General features: G+C 70.8%; 15 protein-coding genes. 4 read left to right on the top strand and 11 right to left on the bottom strand.

Features of this window, described 5'->3' with window-relative positions:
• Positions 1–410: 410 nt before the first annotated feature.
• Together ACFYR3_RS34660 and ACFYR3_RS34655 are read left to right on the top strand one after the other, a co-directional pair.
• Entirely contained in the window at positions 411–968 is a 558-nt protein-coding gene (locus tag ACFYR3_RS34660) for a glycoside hydrolase family 25 protein (RefSeq protein WP_355852393.1), read from the top strand.
• A gap of 187 nt (positions 969–1,155) precedes the next feature.
• Positions 1,156–2,328, top strand: coding sequence for a N(5)-(carboxyethyl)ornithine synthase (locus ACFYR3_RS34655; protein ID WP_355852396.1), 1,173 nt, complete (start codon positions 1,156–1,158; stop codon positions 2,326–2,328).
• A gap of 38 nt (positions 2,329–2,366) precedes the next feature.
• On the opposite strand, the gene ACFYR3_RS34650 is transcribed toward ACFYR3_RS34655, so the two are convergent.
• The 3 genes from ACFYR3_RS34650 to ACFYR3_RS34640 form a co-directional block, all read right to left on the bottom strand.
• Positions 2,367–3,089 carry an NAD(P)-binding domain-containing protein gene (locus ACFYR3_RS34650; RefSeq protein WP_356784246.1) on the bottom strand — a complete coding sequence of 241 codons (723 nt, stop codon included), beginning with the start codon at positions 3,087–3,089 and terminating at the stop codon, positions 2,367–2,369.
• 204 nt (positions 3,090–3,293) lie between these two features.
• On the bottom strand, positions 3,294–3,506 hold the full coding sequence (locus ACFYR3_RS34645) for an EF-hand domain-containing protein (protein ID WP_261705625.1): 213 nt from the start codon (positions 3,504–3,506) through the stop codon (positions 3,294–3,296).
• Positions 3,507–3,566: 60 nt separating this feature from the next.
• On the bottom strand, positions 3,567–4,481 hold the full coding sequence (locus ACFYR3_RS34640) for a MerR family transcriptional regulator (RefSeq protein WP_355852399.1): 915 nt from the start codon (positions 4,479–4,481) through the stop codon (positions 3,567–3,569).
• Positions 4,482–4,535: 54 nt separating this feature from the next.
• Here ACFYR3_RS34640 and ACFYR3_RS34635 point away from each other — a divergent pair, with 54 nt between their 5' ends.
• Positions 4,536–5,171 carry a GNAT family N-acetyltransferase gene (locus ACFYR3_RS34635; RefSeq protein WP_389285876.1) on the top strand — a complete coding sequence of 212 codons (636 nt, stop codon included), beginning with the start codon at positions 4,536–4,538 and terminating at the stop codon, positions 5,169–5,171.
• Between the two features lie 364 nt (positions 5,172–5,535).
• Here the strand turns inward: ACFYR3_RS34635 and ACFYR3_RS34630 are convergent, their stop codons facing one another.
• The 6 genes from ACFYR3_RS34630 to ACFYR3_RS34605 form a co-directional block, all read right to left on the bottom strand.
• Entirely contained in the window at positions 5,536–6,735 is a 1,200-nt protein-coding gene (locus ACFYR3_RS34630; RefSeq protein WP_355852404.1) for a hypothetical protein, read from the bottom strand.
• Positions 6,735–7,574: a polysaccharide deacetylase family protein gene (locus ACFYR3_RS34625; RefSeq protein WP_389285874.1), complete on the bottom strand. Its 840-nt coding sequence runs from the start codon at positions 7,572–7,574 to the stop codon at positions 6,735–6,737. Before ACFYR3_RS34625 ends, ACFYR3_RS34630 begins: the two co-directional genes overlap by 1 nt.
• 411 nt (positions 7,575–7,985) lie before the next feature.
• Positions 7,986–8,489 (bottom strand): ATP-binding protein, encoded by a 504-nt coding sequence (locus ACFYR3_RS34620; RefSeq protein WP_355852407.1) that lies wholly within the window; start codon positions 8,487–8,489, stop codon positions 7,986–7,988.
• Positions 8,490–8,853: 364 nt separating this feature from the next.
• Positions 8,854–9,621: an enoyl-CoA hydratase/isomerase family protein gene (locus ACFYR3_RS34615; RefSeq protein WP_261705631.1), complete on the bottom strand. Its 768-nt coding sequence runs from the start codon at positions 9,619–9,621 to the stop codon at positions 8,854–8,856.
• Between the two features lie 123 nt (positions 9,622–9,744).
• Positions 9,745–10,995 carry an Ig-like domain-containing protein gene (locus ACFYR3_RS34610; protein ID WP_355852410.1) on the bottom strand — a complete coding sequence of 417 codons (1,251 nt, stop codon included), beginning with the start codon at positions 10,993–10,995 and terminating at the stop codon, positions 9,745–9,747.
• A gap of 181 nt (positions 10,996–11,176) precedes the next feature.
• Positions 11,177–12,406, bottom strand: a complete 1,230-nt coding sequence (locus ACFYR3_RS34605) for an Ig-like domain-containing protein (protein WP_355852413.1) — start codon at positions 12,404–12,406, stop codon at positions 11,177–11,179.
• A 151-nt stretch (positions 12,407–12,557) separates the two neighbouring features.
• On the opposite strand from ACFYR3_RS34605, the gene glgX reads away from it, so the two are divergent.
• The gene (gene glgX / locus ACFYR3_RS34600; RefSeq protein WP_355852416.1) at positions 12,558–14,882 is read left to right on the top strand and encodes a glycogen debranching protein GlgX; all 2,325 of its coding nucleotides are present in this window, start codon (positions 12,558–12,560) and stop codon (positions 14,880–14,882) included.
• Between the two features lie 33 nt (positions 14,883–14,915).
• Here glgX and ACFYR3_RS34595 read toward each other — a convergent pair whose 3' ends face one another.
• Together ACFYR3_RS34595 and ACFYR3_RS34590 are read right to left on the bottom strand one after the other, a co-directional pair.
• On the bottom strand, positions 14,916–15,557 hold the full coding sequence (locus ACFYR3_RS34595; RefSeq protein ID WP_356784230.1) for a response regulator transcription factor: 642 nt from the start codon (positions 15,555–15,557) through the stop codon (positions 14,916–14,918).
• The gene (locus tag ACFYR3_RS34590; protein ID WP_389285871.1) at positions 15,547–16,797 is read right to left on the bottom strand and encodes a sensor histidine kinase; all 1,251 of its coding nucleotides are present in this window, start codon (positions 16,795–16,797) and stop codon (positions 15,547–15,549) included. Before ACFYR3_RS34590 ends, ACFYR3_RS34595 begins: the two co-directional genes overlap by 11 nt.
• Between the last annotated feature and the right edge of the window lie 5 nt (positions 16,798–16,802).

Below are 16,802 nucleotides of genomic sequence, written 5' to 3'. Positions count from 1 at the left end.
AGAAGGCTTTGCTTCGGCCCCCTTTTCCGGGCGTCGGCCACGACGGACCCCGGGTGACCGCCGGGGCGGACGCGGGCGATGTCGTGGACTTCTCCGCGCCGGGAGCAAGAAGACGACTGCCGGCCGGCCCGGCCGCACGGCGCGGCTCGGCGTACTCCCCACGAGGCCGTGACGGCTCGGGCGGGCCGATGCGGGCGGGCCGGTGCGGGCGGGCCGTGCGGGCGGGCCGGTGCGGGGGTACCGGTGCGGGGGTACCGGTCATGCGTGCGAGCGTGGAGGGGGCGAAGTGGGGGAACTCCAAAGGCAGTTGTCCCTTACGAACTGTCCCCCACGGACAGCGGCAGTTGATCCCCACGGACACCGGGCATCGCCCCGCGTGGCCCGTCCCCCCATGCACGGAGGCTCCACCCATGCTGCGAGGTATCGACGTCAGCTCCTACCAGCCGACCGCATACAGCACCGCCGGCCTCTCCTTCGTCTTCGTCAAGGCGACGGAAGGCCGCTCGTACGTCAATCCGAAACTCACCGCGCAGGTGAAGACCGCCCGCGACGCCGACTGCGTCGTCGGCTTCTACCACTTCCTGTGGCCAGGCGACATCACCGCCCAGGCCGCGTACTTCGTGAGCAAGGCCCCCGAGAGGGCGGGCGACCTGCTCGCCGTCGACTGGGAGACCACCGGCGACGGCACCCACGCGAGCAACGCGGAGAAGGACCGCTTCATCCGCAAGGTGAAGGAACTCCGCCCGGACAACCGCGTCGTGCTCTACACCGACCGCGACTTCTGGCTGAACGTCGACACCACCTCGTACGCGGGCGACGGCCTGTGGATCGCCGACTACGTGACCGCCGGCAAGCCCCGCATCAAGGCGAAGTGGCGCTTCCACCAGTACACCGACGAGCCGGCGGACAGGGACGTCGCGGACTTCGAGAGCGAGGCCGCCCTGCGCGCGTGGGCCGGCAGCGCCTAGATCCGCTTCACCCCGTACGCCGACCCATCCTCCTCGGCTCAAACGAGCGGCGAGGGGTCCCCGGCCGGGACCGGAGTACGGTGGGAGTACCGAGCGCACCTCGCACGCCGCCATCCATCGCGGCGTCGCCCTCGGGGAACGGCAACGCCGGAGCGCATCGCGTCCGGCCGGAAATGAGCCGCCCCACATGAGTCTGATGACTCTCGGAGTACTCGCCTCCTCCCGCAAGGAGAACGAGTTCCGCCTGCCGCTGCACCCCAGCCACCTCCACCGGATCGCCCCGGACATGCGCGAGAGGATCTTCCTCGAACAGGGCTACGGCGAGCGGTTCGGCGTCGCCGACGACGCGCTGCGGCCCCTTGTGGCGGGACTGCGCTCCCGCGAGGAACTCGTCGCCGAGTGCGACATCATGCTGCTGCCCAAGCCGATGCACGAGGACGTCGCCGAACTGCGCGAGGGCCAGGTGCTGTGGGGATGGCCGCACTGCGTGCAGGACGAGAAGATGACCCAGATCGGCATCGACCGGCGGCTGACGCTGATCGCCTGGGAAGCCATGAACCACTGGACCTCGTCGGGCGCCTTCAGCGTCCACGTGTTCCACAAGAACAACGAGCTCGCGGGCTACTGCTCGGTGCTGCAGGCGCTCCAGCTCGGCGGCCTGACCGGCAGCTACGGGCGCCGCCTGCGCGCGGTGGTCATCAGTTTCGGCGCCACGGCGCGCGGAGCGGTCACGGGCCTGGGCGCCATGGGGGTTTCCGACGTCACGGTGCTCACCCAGCGCGCCGCCGCGGCGGTCGCCTCGCCGATGCCCTCGGTCGTGATGGGCCACTTCGAGGAGCAGGAGGACGACCCGTCGCGCCTGCAGGCCTCCACTCCGGCCGGGCCCGTGCCGCTGGCGGAGTACCTGGCCGGGTTCGACATCATCGTCAACTGCATCCTGCAGGACACCGACGCGCCGCTCATGTTCGTCACCGACGAGGAACTCGCCGGGTTCCGGCCGGGGACCTTCTTCATCGACGTCGCCTGCGACGAGGGCATGGGCTTCGCATGGGCCCGACCGACCAGCTTCGGCGAGCCCATGCACACCGTGGGACCGGGCTGCCACTACTACGCGGTGGATCACAGCCCGTCCCACCTGTGGAACTCCGCCACCTGGGAAATCAGTGAGGCGCTCCTTCCCTACCTGCGCAAGGTCATGAGCGGTCCCACTGCATGGGACGCCGACGTCACGGTCAGAAAGGCCATCGAGATCCGCGACGGCGTCGTCCAGAACCCGAAGATCCTTTCCTTCCAGCACCGGTCCGCCGCCTACCCCCACGCTCCCGAGGTCCCGGAGTCCAGGCTGAGCCCGGCGGTCTAGACATCGTTCACAGCGGGCCGGCCGCTCACCCGCGCCACTTACCCGCGGAAGTCCGCCTGGCGCTCGGGGGGCGCCTCCGCCAGGGCCTTCGTCACCGCGTCGAGGCCTTCCTGGAGACCGTAGACGGGGGTGCCGGGCTGCTGGCGCCAGGAGTCGTCCAGGCCGCCGGCGTCGACGGTGTCGAAGCCGATCTCGTCGATGAGGTCGCGCACGCGGCGCTTCGCCGCCGCGTCGTCACCGGCCACCGGGAGGGCCATGCGGTCGGGGGCGCCGGCCGGACGGGCGCGGTCCAGGATGTCCTGCGCGTACGTGCCGTTGAAGGCCTTGATGACGGTGTGGCCGATCTGCTGGGCGGTCCAGCGGCTCTCGGTGAGGCCGTCGTCCTCGATCCCGGCGATCCTGCCGTCGCGCTGCTGGGGGTAGTAGTTGCCGGTGTCGATGACGGCGACGCCCTCGGCGGCTCCGTCCAGGATGCCGTCCGGCAGGTTCGGTACGGCCTTGAGCGGGATCGTGACGATCACGACGTCCGCGTCCTGTGCCGCCTGCTCGACCGTGACGGGGGTCGCCCCGGTCTCCTCGGCGAGCGCGCCGAGCGTCTGGGGACCGCGGGAGTTGGCGACGGAGACGTCGTGACCGACAGCGGTGAGCCGCCGGGTGAGGTTGCCGCCGATGTTGCCCGCGCCGATGATGCCGATCTTCATGAGAGACAGACCCTTCCGGGGTGGATGCTCCTGATGGCCACACCAACTCCGGGGGCGGATGCGCTATTCCGGGACGTACGGCATCAGAGTGACCGGTACCGAGAACACCGGGCTCCGCGGGGCCCGGGCCCCGCGGAGCCCGGGCTCCAAACCGACGGGCTGCCGGACCTCTCCGCACTGCCCGCACTGCCCGCTCTGCCCATGGGTTCCGGCACGTCGAAGGGGCGCCCGCCGGAAACCCGGTGGGCGCCCCTTCGACGGGCGTCACTTGCTCAGGTGGGTCCAGAACTCGTCGAACGAGAGGACCTTGTCGCCGTTGAGGTCGCGGCTGGCGATGACGGCCTCCGCCACCGACTCGGTGACGTTCCAGTCACCGCCCTGGGCGAGAGCGGTCTTGAACTCGGCTGCGGTGATGAAGCCGTCACCGTCCGTATCGATCCGCTCGAACTGCTTGCGTGCTTCCTCGATGTCGGCCACCGATCCGCCCCTTCGTCGTGCATCACTGCATGCGTTACTGCCTTGTGTACGGAGGTCACATTAACGGTCCGCGTGAGCGCGCAGTGCGGCGACCACCCAGGCGAACTCGTCACGGTGCGCCGACAGCGGGTCCAGGCCGCGGACCAGTGCGGTCAGCTCCCTGAAGCGGGCCACCTCGGCATGCGCCGCGGATTCCATGCGCGCGAGGACGGCGCCCCGGTCGGCGTCACCGAGCAGGCCGCCGAGCACCGCGTCCGCCTCCGGCGACCCGGGGTCGACACCCCGCCCCAGCGCCTCGCCCGCCAGCTGCACCAGCCGGCTCATGAACCACACGGACGTGCCCGGCGGCACGTCCGGCCCCCGGCCCGCCGCGTTGAACTCGATCATCTCGCGCATCCGCGCCCGGAAACCCGGGTCCTGGATCAGTTCGGCCAGCTCCACCCAGGCGTCCACCTGCCCGGGTGTCGGGTCGTCCGGCAGGTCGCCGATGCTGAACCGCATCCGGGTACGGATGTCGGGGTCCGCGGTGTCCAGGCCCCCGAAGGTCTCCTCCATGAAGTCGTCGATGATGCGCCCGCGTTCGGCGGCCGAGAGCCGCGCCAGCTTGTTCATGAGTGTCATCTCCTGTGCGCTCGAACCACGTCGTGCGACGGTCGACAGCACCGCCCGGGTCACCTTCAGCGACCTGATCTGCGTGTCCAGCGCGGCCACGTGCGCGGCCGCCACCTCCGCCACCGTCGTCTCGCCGGCCAGCACCCCGCGCACATCGACGAGACCCAGTCCGAGTTCGCGCAGGGTGCGGATGAGCTCCAGGCGGGCCACGGACCCGGCGTCGTACAGGCGGTAGCCGCCCGAGGACCGGGCCACCGGGGGCAGCGCGCCCACGTCCGACCAGTAACGGATGGTGCGGACGGTCAGGCCGGTGCTCCGGGACAGTTCGCCGATGGTGAAAAGGCCGGTGCCGTCGTCGATCATGTCTGCGAGTCTGGGCCTTCCAGTGGGTGGAGACTCAAGCGGCGGGGGACAGTCATGCCCGGTACTCTGCGCGACATTCTGGACGCCGCGGCCCGTGGAGTCCTCCCGCCGCCCGACGGCGCCACCACGGTCGTACGCCAGCACTCACCCCGCGACGCCGGCGTCCTCGCCTTCACCGCGCACTCCGTCGTCTTCACCGACGAGGACGAGGGCTGGGTGCGCGCCGCACTGGGCGCTCTCGACTGCGACGCGCTCGCCGCGACCATGAATCCCCGGTTCCTCACCGCGTTCATGGAGCGGACGGGGCGGTCGAACGACACGATCGATCTGCTGTCCGTCGCCGCCCCGCTCCCCGGCCCCGCGGCTCTCGCGCTCACGGAGATCGACGACCTCGGTCACCCGCGGGTCGCCGGGTCCCGAAGGCGGCGCGACGACGTACGGGCGTGGGCCGCGGACGGCGGGGTCCTCGTCCTCGGGCGCGGGGTCGGCGGGCGCCTGGAGGTCGCGGTCGAGGTGGACGAGGACGTACGGCACCGCGGGCTGGGCCGGGCGCTCGCGTCGGCGGCGCGGCACCTCGCGGGCGAGCCGGTCTGGGCGCAGGTGGCGACGGGCAACGCCCGCAGTCTGCGGGCGTTCCAGGCGGCCGGTTACGGTCCCGTCGGAGCGGAGGCCCTGCTCAGCGCTCGCTGAACCGGTTGCGTACCGAACCAGCGCGTACCGAACGGGCCGTACCGAACCGATGCGTACCGAACCGGCGCGTACCGAACGGGCCGTACCGAACCGGCCGTACCGAACCGGCGCGTACCGAACGGGCCGTACCGAACCGATGCGTACCGAACCGGCGCGTACCGAACCGGCCTTGTCGGACCGGCCCGTATCGAACCGGCGCGGCGGTCTTCGCGCCGACGGCCGCCAGGGATCGGACGACGGCAACGGCCCGCCACCGCAGGCGAGTTGTGATCGCGCGGAGCACGATCACGGTGCTGCGGCGACGGGCCCGGGACCGTCGCCCGTACGACGGCGTGTCAGCCATGGCCGGTCAACGGGCCCCGCTCTAGCGGAAGATGCCGGTGTGGCCGAGCGAGTACCGGCCCGGCTGGGGGTAGACGGCGAGGCCGTGCGGACCGCTGCCGACTTTGATGCGGGCGAGCTGGACCCCGGTGCGGGTGTCGATGGCGTACACCTCCGAGTTGTAGCGGCCGGAGAGCCACAGGACCTTGCCGTCCGCCGAGACGCCGCCCATGTCGGGGCTGCCGCCGTCGGGCAGGCGCCACTTCTTGGTGAGCCGGTTCTGGGTGAAGTCGAAGATGGAGATGGTGCCTTCGCCGCGGTTGGAGATGTACATCTCGCGCGAGTCCCGGCTGACGTAGAGGCCGTGCGTGCCCTTGCCGGTGTGCAGCAGGGTCGGCTCGGTGAACTTGTCGCCGTCCAGAATCCACACGCCGTCGGCCATCATGTCGGCGATGTAGAACCTCTTGCCGTCCGGGGAGATCTTCACGTCCTGCGGCATCGCCCCGTGGAACGGCAGCTTCTCCTGGCCGATCACCTTCATCCGCTCGGTGTCGACCTTCAGGAGTTCGCCGCTGAACTCGCAGGACACGATGAAGTAGCGGCCGTCCGGGGAGAAGTCGGCGTGGTTGACGCCGTAGCAGCTGACCGGCTCCGTCCTGACGGTCTTCATGGTGTGCGCGTCGCGGAAGACCAGTTCGCGGTCGAGGGAGGCCATCACGATCGCGTACTTGCCGTTGGGCGTGAAGTAGAGGTTGTACGGGTCGTGCACGTCGACCGGCCTGCCCGCCTCGCCGGTCTTCGGGTCGATGGGGGTGAGGGTGTTGCCCCGGTCGTTGTTGACCCACAGGGTCTTCATGTCCCAGGAGGGGACGACGTGCTGGGGCTGGACACCGACCGGGATCGTCTCGATGACCTTGTACGTCTTCGGGTCGATGACCGAGACCGTGTTGGAGTTGGTGTTGGGCACGTAGACGCGGGACGGGAAGTCCTTGACCACCGGGGAGAGCCGGTTCGGGCGGTCGGCGGCGTAGACGTCCGTGGGATCCAGCAAAGGGGGCATGCCGGGCAGGCCCTGGACCGTCCGCTGCTTCGGCTGGGCGGGCCGGACGGCGGCGGCCTTGGTGCCGAGGGCTTCGTCGGCGTGGTCCCGGGAAGGGCCGCCGCAGCCCGCGAGGGCGGCGAGCGTGGTGAGGGCGGCGCCGGCGATCAGGACGCGGCACAGGAAGGAGGGTGGCGTCAGCATCAGCTCAGCAGCTCCGTGGTGGTGACCGCGCGCAGGCCGCGGCGGTCGAGTTCGTGCAGGAGGGCGGGGAGGGCGGCGACCGTGTCGGCGTATCCGAAATGCATGCTCACGACGGAGCCGGGGCGGACTTCGGCCAGGACCTTGCGGGTGACCGCGGTGGCTCCCGGCGAGGTGTAGTCGAGGGAGTCGACCTCGTAGGAGAGCGTGTGCGGGTAGCCCGCGTCGCGGGCGAGGCGCTGGACCAGGGGGGAGGCCCGGGGGCTGCGGGACGGCCGGAACCAGGTGCCGATCGAGCCGGTGAGCCGCTTGAGGCGGTCCGCGCAGCCCCGGATCTCCGCGGCGGCCTCCGTCGGTGACATCGCGTTGATGTCGACGTGGCGAAGGGTGTGATTGCCGAGGTCGTGGCCGCCGTCGAGGATGCGGCGGGCGACGTCCGGGTGCTCGTCCAGCCAGGTGCCGACGGCGAGGACGGTGACCCGGGCGCCGGCCTTCTCGGCCTCGCCGAGAAGCGAGTTCGCGACGGCGGGGTCGCCCTGGCCGTGGAAGGTGAGGGCGACCTTGGACGGGTGGGTGCGGGGCCCGTGGGTGATTTCGGAGGGCTGCGCGGGGTAGCGGCGGGGGGCGGGGGCGAGTACGGGGGCTGCGCGGGTCGCGGTGGCGGGGGGTGCGCTGGGTGCGGCCGGGGGTGTCGTGAGGTTTTGGGGATGGGTGGCGCGCGGGGTGGAACAGCCTGCGGTCACTCCGGCGGCGAGGGTTCCTGCGGTGAGCGCGAGTCCCGTGAGCAGGGCCGCGCGCCGGGGCGGGGCGGGGGCTGCGTGGTCTTCGGCGGGCGTGGTCACCGGACCATTTAAGGGTGAATCGGCCGAAAAACCGGCGATTGGTCCGACTGGGTGGTGGTGCGGGTCGCTTTGCGGCTCCCGGTCACGGGGTCGCACGGGGGCGGCGGAGCCCGTAAGTGGAGCGGGATCCCCTGCTTTTGGATCAGTCGGCCGCGTCTGCGATAGTCGGCGATGCGACCTCCACCCATTGACCCGGGCCACGGTTGTCGCCGGTGGCGCGGTTCACACCCCAATTCGTTCCGCGACACCCCACAAGCCCCGGCTGCCACACGGCCGGGGCTTTTGCGTTCAGGGCCGCCAGGTACGGGGATTTCGCGTACGAGGCTGTGCGTACGGGGCTTTCACCTACGGGGCCTTCGCGTACGAGCCGGGACAGGTCGGCGGCGGGGACGGTTCGGCGGTCGGAGCGAGTCAGCGGTCCACGACGCGCATCTCGAACCAGGTGGTCTTGCCCCGGGGCAGCAGGTCGACACCCCAGCGGTCGGAGAGCTTGTCGACGAGGAAGAGACCACGGCCGCTCAGGTCCATCTCCTGGACCGGCATGAGACAGGGAAGGCCGCGGGAGGGGTCACGGACCTCGATACGGATCCAGCCGCGGCGGCGGCGCATACGGAGTCCGAAGACGCGGGCGCCGGTGTGTCGTACGGCGTTGCCCACGAGTTCGGAGACGAGTAAGACCGCGTCCTCGGTCATCTTCGGAGACAGGCCCCAGTGCCGCAGCACCACGACCTGGGTGAGCCGACGCGCGGTGGCCGCGGACTCCGGGCGGGACGGCAACGGCACCTCCCCCTCGGTGGGATTGCCGAACAACTCCAGTGCCTTGAGCGCCCGTTCGTCCTCGACCGCAGGCGTCCAGCGCGCCGCGGTCGCACTTCCGTGCCGCCGCGGCTGTTCGATACCCTCCAGCCCCGCCATGCCCCCATCATGGCCGCCGAGAGCCCCCTTCGGGGCCGTTCCGGAGGAATACGCCCCCCGGAACGCGACATTCCACACCATCCGATCGGCATATGCCGTAGGCAGTTCGGGGACAGCGAGGACCCGTCCGACCTGCCGGAACGGGCCCGTCGAGGGCAATCGCCGGCCTCTCACGACAAGGTTCACTTAAGGCTGCCTTAAGCCTGGGATAAACCGCCCCAACGGGGGACGCCGGGTAAGACATCGCGTCAACTGCAAGTTGATCAGCGGAAATGACGAGGGTGACATCCGCCGCGTCGGAGGCCGTCGGCCGGCCGGCCCGGGAGGCGAGGAAGCCGTGTCCCGGGCCGGCGCGACGGACGGCTCAGAGGAACTTCGCCTTGCCGGGGCCCTCTTCCACGAAGCTCCGCATTCCCCGCTCGCGGTCCTCCGTCGCGAACAGGCCGGCGAACCAGTTCCGCTCGATGGTCAGTCCGGTCTCGATGTCCGTCTCCAGGCCCGCGTCGATCGACTCCTTCGCTGCGCGCAGCGCGATGGCCGGGCCCTGCGCGAGCCGGGCGGCCCAGGCGTGCGCGGCGGTGTACACCTCGGCCGCGGGGACGACCCGGTCGACCAGGCCGAGCGCGAGGGCCTCGTCGGCCTTGACCATGCGGCCGGTGAAGATGAGGTCCTTGGCCTTGGAGGGGCCGATCAGCCGGGACAGCCGCTGAGTGCCGCCGGCACCGGGGATCAGGCCGAGCAGGATCTCCGGCTGGCCCAGCTTGGCGTTGTCCCCGGCGATGCGGTAGTCGGCACAGAGGGCCAGTTCACAGCCGCCGCCGAGCGCGTATCCGGTGACGGCGGCGACGACGGGCTTCGGGATGCGGGCGACGGCGGTGAAGGAGTCCTGCAGGGCCCGGGACCGTACGACCATCGCGGCGTGGTCCATGGCCTGCATCTCCTTGATGTCCGCGCCCGCCGCGAACACCTTCTCCCCGCCGTACAGCACCACCGCGCGGACGTCCGGCCGGATCGTGGCCTCCTCGGCCAGTTCCTTGAGGCGGTCCTGCGTCGCGACGTCCAGGGCGTTCATGGGAGGGCGGTCCAGGCGGATGGTGCCCACGCCTTCGGCCACTTCGAGATGCACAGTCATGGAAGCAGGTTAGTGGCCGTTAACGGCACCGGGCCGGGTGTGCTGAGTCACAGCACACCCGGCCCGGTGAAAAGCGGCCACTCGATCCGGTCCGGCGCGGTTGCTCGATCCGGTCCGGCGCGGTTACTTGGTCCAGTCCGACCAGGACATGTTCCAGCCGTTGAGGCCGTTGTCCGGGGCGACCGTCTTGTCGTGGGAGTGCTTGACGACCACCACGTCGCCGATCATCGAGTTGTCGAAGAACCAGGCCGCCGGCACCTTGCCGTCGTACCCTCCGCGCACATCGCGCAGGCCGACGCAGCCGTGGCTGGCGTTGAAGTTGCCGAAGGCGCCGCCACCCCAGTAGTTGCCGTGGATGAAGGTTCCCGAATCGGTCAGGCGCTGGGCGTGCGGCACGTCCTTGATGTCGTACTCGCCGCCGTAGCCGACCGTCTCGCCGTTCATACGGGTCACCTTGAGGCGCTCGCTGATGACCATCTGACCGTTCCAGGTCTCGTAGCCCGGCTTGCCCGTGGTGATCGGGATGTTCTTGAGGACCTTGCCGTCGCGCCTGACGACCATCTTGTGGGTCTTGGCGTCGACGGTGCTGACCTGGCTGCGGCCGATCGTGAACTTCACGGTCCTGGCCTGCTTGCCGTAGACGCCGGGGCGGCCCTCGACACCGTCGAGGTCGAAGGTGACGGTGACCTTCGTGCCGGCCTGCCAGTAGTGCTCGGGACGGAAGTCGAGACGGTCGTTGCCGAACCAGTGGCCCTCGACGTCGACCGCCGGCTCGGTCTTGAAGGTGATGGCCTTCTTGACGTCGTCGGGGTGCGTGATGCCCCGGGTGAAGCGGATCGAGAAGGGCATCCCGACGCCCACCTTGGAACCGTCCTCCGGCGTGTAGATGCCGACGAACGTGTTCTTCGGGGTCAGCGTGGTGAACGCGGCCTCCTCGGCCGCCTCACGGCCACTGGAGTCCTTGGCCACCGCGTGGACCTTGTACTTGGTGGCCGCGGAGAGGTGGGTCGACGGCGTCCAGGTGGCGCCCCCGTCCGTAATGGTGCCCTCGACAGCCTTGCCCTTGGTGTCCTCGACCTCGACCTCGGTCAGCTTGCCCTTGGCCGCGGTCACCTTGAGGGCGCCGCTGGTCTTCACGTCGGCGGCGCCGTCCTTGGGCGCGATGGTCACCACGGCCTGCGAGACCTTGGTGTCCGCCGTGCCGCTGGAGCCCTTGCCCTTGCCCTCGCCGGAGCCGGACCCCTGGTCCGAACTCCCTCCCCCGCCGCAGGCGGTCACGGCGAGCAGCAGAACTCCCAGCAGCAGCGCCAGGATTCCGTTGCTCTTGTGAGTCCGCGCGCCAACCGACGCCCCCGATATCGGTCGCCCGTTCAAAATTGTTTTCTCCCCTCGCACGGCCTGATCAGGCCCGCACTCCAGCGCGTCCCACGCGCGTATCGCGCTAATTAATCACACGACCTGGAGTGATGGCTCCCCGGGAAGGTCACCGTTCAGTCCCAACTTCGGCCGTACGGGGCGCGGCTGGAGCCCGCCGTGCGGATACCCGTATATCGGGTTACTTCACCGCCCCACCCCTTTTCCACTCCTTCCAGCCCATGTTCCAGCCGCCGAGTCCGTTGTCGGGGGCGACCAACTTGTCCTTGCTGTGGACGACCTCGATGACGTCCCCGATGAGGCTGCGGTCGAAGAACCAGCCCGCCGGGGTGTCCGAGCTGCCGCCCTTCACGTCCCGCAGGCCCACGCACCCGTGGCTCACGTTGGTGTTGCCGAAGGCGTCCGGCGCCCAGTAGTTGCCGTGCAGGAAGGTTCCGGAGTCGGTCAGGCGCATCGCGTGCGGAACGTCGGGGATGTTGTACTCGCCGCCGAAACCGACGGTCCGGCTGTTCATCCGGGTCACTTCGAGCATCTCCGTGACGACCATCTTCCCGTTGTACGTCGTCGTCTTGGGCGCCCCCGCCGTGATCGGCACCGTGGCGATGAGGTTGCCGTCGCGGCGTACCTCCATGGTGTGGGCGCCGGCGTCGACGAGGGACGTCTGGCTGCGGCCGACGGTGAACGAGAAGGTCCTGGACTGGAGTCCGTACACCCCCGGTGCCGCTTCGACGTCGCGCAGCCGCAGCGCCACGGTGACCTTCGTGCCCGGCTTCCAGTACCGCTCGGGACGGAAGTCGACGCGGCCGTCGCCGAACCAGTGCGCGCGGATATCGACCGCCGGCCGCGCCCGCACCTGGATGGCGCGCTCGACGGCGGCCCGGTTCGCGATCTCCCGGTTGAATTCGAGGGAGACGATCATTCCGGTGCCGACGACGGACCTGTCCTCCGGAGTGACGTATCCGATGAACCGCTCGTCGGGGACGGCCGTGGTGAACGTGGTGTGCCGTGCCGAGCGGTGCCCGCTCCCGTCCAGGGCCACCGCGTCGACGGTGTACTTGGCGGCCAGCGCGAGCCGCGGCCCGTCCGGTTTCCAGGACAGGCCGTCGTCGCTGATGTGCCCCGGCACCGGGGACTCCTCGGCGTCCTGGGACCTGACGACCTTCACGGACTCCAGGCGCCCGCTGGGCACCCGTACCAGCAGCGGCTCCTGCGGGCGTACGCCCTTGGTGTTGTCGTCGGGCGAGACATGGATGACGTCCTCGGGCGACCGTGGTTTGCCGAACGCCTCACCGATCCCCTTCGAGATCCCGTCGGAGGAGCAGCCGGAGGCTCCGGCCAGCAGGCCGGCCCAGGTCAGTACGGCGGCCAGCGCGGCCCCTGCGCGCCGCGCGCGCGTCTGTACGTGCTTCACAAGGGACCCAACGACGCCGCCCGTCCGGGGAAACGTGAGTGCGAGCCACGCTCTGGGCAGAACAGTGGGGAGGACGACGCGACAAGGAGCTGCGGCCGGGACGCCGTGCACCCTTTTTCGTGCCGTTCCACGAGCCGTGGGAGGCTGACCGGTGTCGAGCGCACCCGAGCAGGAGGCGGTCCAGGAGGGACGTGCCGCGGGCGGCGGGCTGCCCGCGCAGACCGCCACGGACCCGGCGGGGCCGTCCGCCGCCGCACCGGCGGCCGCGGACCCGGCGGTGGAGCCGGCCGCTCCCGCGGTGAACGGCGCGCGGCGGCGCCCCGCGGCGCCCTCCGTCTCCGTGTGGCCGGGTGCCCCGACTCCGCTCGGAGCACGCTTCCGGGTCGGGCCGGACGGCACCACGGGCACCAACTTCGCGCTGTGGGCGGGCGGCGCGGAGGCCGTCGACCTGTGTCTCTTCGACGAGGAGGGCGCCGAGACACGCGTCCCGCTCACCGAACTCACCCACGAGATCTGGCACGGCTTCGTCCCCGGTGTGCACCCCGGCCGCCCCTACGGCTTCCGGGTGCACGGCCGCTGGGACCCGTGGACCGGCGCCCGCTGGAACCCGGCGAAACTGCTCCTCGACCCGTACGCCCGTGCCGTGGACGGCGACTTCAGCCTGCCGCCGGAGGCGTACGGGCATGTCCGTGACTGGCCCCAGCAGCAGGTCGCCGACACCGTGCGCGACGACCGCGACTCGGCGCCCTTCGTCCCCAAGGGCGTCGTCGTCCAGGACGACGACGACTGGTCGGACGACCACCGCCCGAAGACCCCGTGGGCGGACTCGGTGATCTACGAACTGCACGTGCGCGGATTCACCCGTCTGCACCCGGGGATTCCCGAGGACCTGCGCGGCACGTACGCGGGCCTCGCGCACCCGGCCGCGATCGAGCACCTGGTGAACCTCGGGGTGACGGCGGTGGAGCTGCTGCCGGTGCACCAGTTCGCGCACGAGGACCATCTGCTGCGCCGGGGCCTGAAGAACTACTGGGGCTACAACTCGATCGGCTACTTCGCCCCGCACGCGGGCTACGCCGCCTCCGGCACGACCGGACAGCAGGTCGGCGAGTTCAAACGGATGGTGCGCGCGCTGCACGCGGCCGGGATCGAGGTCGTCCTCGACGTGGTCTACAACCACACCGCGGAGGCGGGCGAACTCGGCCCGACGCTGTCGCTGCGCGGCATCGACAACCGGGGGTACTACCGGCTCCAGTCGGACGCCCGCCGCTACGCGGACTACACGGGGTGCGGCAACACCCTGCACGTCGTGCAGCCGCAGGTGCTGCGGCTGATCACGGACTCGCTGCGGTACTGGGTGACCGAGATGGGCGTCGACGGCTTCCGCTTCGACCTGGCGGCCGCCCTGGCCCGGTCCATGCACGACGTCGACATGCTGTCGCCGTTCCTCGCCGTCATCGCGCAGGATCCCGTGCTGCGCCGCGTGAAGCTGATCGCCGAGCCGTGGGACGTCGGCTCCGGCGGCTACCAGGTGGGCGCCTTCCCGCCCCTGTGGACCGAGTGGAACGACCGCTACCGCAACGCCGTCCGGGACTTCTGGCGCGGCGCCCTGCCCGACGTACGGGACCTGGGCTACCGGCTGTCCGGGTCGAGCGACCTGTACGCCTGGGGCGGACGGCGGCCGTACGCCTCCGTCAACTTCGTGACCGCGCACGACGGTTTCACCCTGCGGGACCTCGTGTCCTACGAGCGCAAGCACAACGAGGCGAACGGCGAGGGCAACCGGGACGGTTCCGACGACAACCGGGCGTGGAACGGCGGGGCGGAGGGCGAGAGCGACGACGAGCGCGTACAGGCGCTGCGGCGGCGGCAGTTGAGGAACCTGCTGACTACGCTCCTGCTGTCGACCGGGGTGCCGATGCTGGTTGCCGGGGACGAGTTCGGGCGGACCCAGCGGGGCAACAACAACGCCTACTGCCAGGACAACGAGATCAGCTGGGTCGACTGGTCGCAGCTCGAAGACCCCGGCTGGCGGGCGTTGTTCGAGCTGACGTCCCGTCTGATCGCGCTGCGGCACGAGCATCCCGTGCTGCGCCGCCGGGCGTTCTTCTCCGGGCGGGCCCATTCCGTCGACGGACTGCGGGACCTGGCCTGGTTCACGGCGCGGGGCACCGAGATGACGGAACGGGACTGGTACGCGCCCGCCGCGACCCTCGGGATGTATCTGTCCGGCCGGGACATCCCCGGCCGGGACGCGCGGGGCACCCCGGTCGTCGACGACAGCTTCCTCGCCGTGCTGCACGCCGGGGACCGGCCGGCCCCCTTCGACCTGCCGGGGCCGCCCTGGGCCGCGCGGTACGAGGTGGTCGTGGACACCTCGCGCGAGGACCAGTCCGAGGCCCCCGGAGTCGTGCACCGGGCGGGCACGGCGATCACGGTGCCGGCGCGGTCCGTGCTGCTGCTGAAGGTCCGCTGAGAGCGGGCCGTGACGGGCCGGGGCGCGGCCCGGTCAGCCGAGGATCCCCCGCCGGTACGCCGTCGCCACCGCCGCCGCCCGGTCCTTCACGCCCAACTTGCCGTACAGGTGGGTGAGATGGGTTTTCACGGTCGCCTCGCTGATGAACAGTTCGCGGGCGATCTCACGGTTCGAGGTGCCCTTGGCGACCAGCGCCAGGACCTCCCGCTCACGGGCGGAGAGAGGCTCGTTGCCGGGGGCGCGCACTGCGCTGACCAGGCGGGAGGCGACGGCCGGGGAGAGGACCGTACGGCCCTCGGCGGCGGCGCGCACGGCCGTGAACAGCTCGTCGCGGGGCGCGTCCTTCAGCAGATAGCCCGTCGCGCCCGCCTCGATCGCGGGCAGGGTGTCGGAGTCGGTGTCGTAGGTGGTGAGGACGAGGACCCTGGCGCGAGCGCGTCGGCGGGTCAGTTCGGCGATGGCGTCCACTCCCCCGCCGCCCGGCATGCGCAGGTCCATGAGGATCACGTCCGGATCGAGGGCGGCGGCCCGCTCGACCGCCTCGACCCCGTTCACCGCCTCGCCGACGACGGTGAACCCGGGCGCGGACGCGAACATGCCGCGCAGACCGTCGCGTACGACGGGATGGTCGTCGACGATCAGCAGCGAGATACGGGTGTCTGTGTCATGGGGCATGGCGTACCAACGGTACGCGAGCCGAAAGCGCCGTGCCGTGGCCCGGTTCGGACTCCACGGCGAGGGAGCCGGCGATGCGTTCGGCGCGGGCCCGCATGCCGTCGAGACCGAATCCGCCGGTGCCGGTGCGGGCGGGGACGGCGAGCGGGTCGAAGCCCCGGCCGTCGTCCCGTACGTCGAGGGTGACCTCGTCGCCCATGAAGCTCAGTGTCACTCCGACGCGGGCGGCGCGGGCGTGCCGGGAGGCGTTGGAGAGGGCCTCCTGGGCGATGCGCAGGAGGGTGGCGGAGACCTCGTCGTGGAGTTGCTCGTGGGTACCGGTCACGGTGAACTCTGCGCGTATGCCGGTGCGTTCACCCCATTCGGCGACTGTCTTCTTCAGCGCCTGGGGCAGACCGTCGTCGGCCAGCGCCACGGGGGCCAGGTTGTGCACCGAGCGGCGGGCCTCGCCGAGGCTGTGGCGGGCGAGCGTCGAGGCCCGTTCGAGGTGGGTGCGGGCGACGGCCAGGTCGGGGGCGTTCGCGACGACCTGGAGCTGGGCGATGATGCCGGTCAGGCCCTGGGCGATGGTGTCGTGGATCTCGGCGGCCAGCCGACGGCGCTCGTCGGCGACCCCGGCTTCCCGTGCCTGGACGAGAAGTTGGGCGTGAAGGGCGGCGTTCTCATCGAGAGCCCGCTGCAACGCCGCGTTGGTACGGCCGAGTTCGGCGATGACCTCGGCCTGGGTGCGGGCCTGCTCCTGCTCCTGCACATTGAACCGGTTGAAGAGGGCGACCAGCCCGAGGTTGGCGCCGAACACCACGCCGAAGCCCAGCCACCACAGCAGGCCGCGCGGTGGCATGCCCCCGATCTCGCTGCCCGCCATGGTGAGGGCGGTCAGGAAGAGACCCGTCAGCATCAGCCGACGGGTCAGCTGGCGGGCGGCGCTGTAGTAGCCCGTGACGGCGTAGAAGGCGAAGAACGGGTTGAGCCAGGTGAGCCCGAACCCGAGCGCCCAACGGACGAAGTACAGCGTCGTACTCGTGCGGTTCGGCCCCGACCACTCGCGGGCCGCCCGCCCCCAGAACAGCTGCAGCAGCAGGGACACGACCACCAGCGCGCCGGCGACCCGTATCGCGGCAGGCGTCATCCCGACCGCGTGGGCCGAACCGCCCGCCGTCACCACGCCGACCGCGAGCAGAGCGTAGGGCCCCCACAGGTCGAAGAAGGCCCTGCGCTCCGGTCGTTCGGCCTGCGTCATGCCAT

Origin of the sequence: Streptomyces sp. NPDC005784 (genome assembly GCF_042871525.1) — a bacterium.
GTDB lineage: Bacteria > Actinomycetota > Actinomycetes > Streptomycetales > Streptomycetaceae > Streptomyces.
This window is presented reverse-complemented; position numbering and strand designations above follow the sequence as displayed.

What these genes read in the sequence shown, in the direction of transcription:
- ACFYR3_RS34620 (WP_355852407.1), bottom strand. Translation starts at nt 8,489, where the DNA reads ATGGCGGGGCTGGAGGGTATCGAACAGCCGCGGCGGCACGGAAGTGCG.
- ACFYR3_RS34615 (WP_261705631.1), bottom strand. Translation starts at nt 9,621, where the DNA reads ATGACTGTGCATCTCGAAGTGGCCGAAGGCGTGGGCACCATCCGCCTG.
- ACFYR3_RS34590 (WP_389285871.1), bottom strand. Translation starts at nt 16,797, where the DNA reads ATGACGCAGGCCGAACGACCGGAGCGCAGGGCCTTCTTCGACCTGTGG.
- ACFYR3_RS34655 (WP_355852396.1), top strand. Translation starts at nt 1,156, where the DNA reads ATGAGTCTGATGACTCTCGGAGTACTCGCCTCCTCCCGCAAGGAGAAC.
- ACFYR3_RS34635 (WP_389285876.1), top strand. Translation starts at nt 4,536, where the DNA reads ATGCCCGGTACTCTGCGCGACATTCTGGACGCCGCGGCCCGTGGAGTC.
- ACFYR3_RS34640 (WP_355852399.1), bottom strand. Translation starts at nt 4,481, where the DNA reads ATGATCGACGACGGCACCGGCCTTTTCACCATCGGCGAACTGTCCCGG.
- ACFYR3_RS34630 (WP_355852404.1), bottom strand. Translation starts at nt 6,735, where the DNA reads ATGCTGACGCCACCCTCCTTCCTGTGCCGCGTCCTGATCGCCGGCGCC.
- ACFYR3_RS34660 (WP_355852393.1), top strand. Translation starts at nt 411, where the DNA reads ATGCTGCGAGGTATCGACGTCAGCTCCTACCAGCCGACCGCATACAGC.
- ACFYR3_RS34595 (WP_356784230.1), bottom strand. Translation starts at nt 15,557, where the DNA reads ATGCCCCATGACACAGACACCCGTATCTCGCTGCTGATCGTCGACGAC.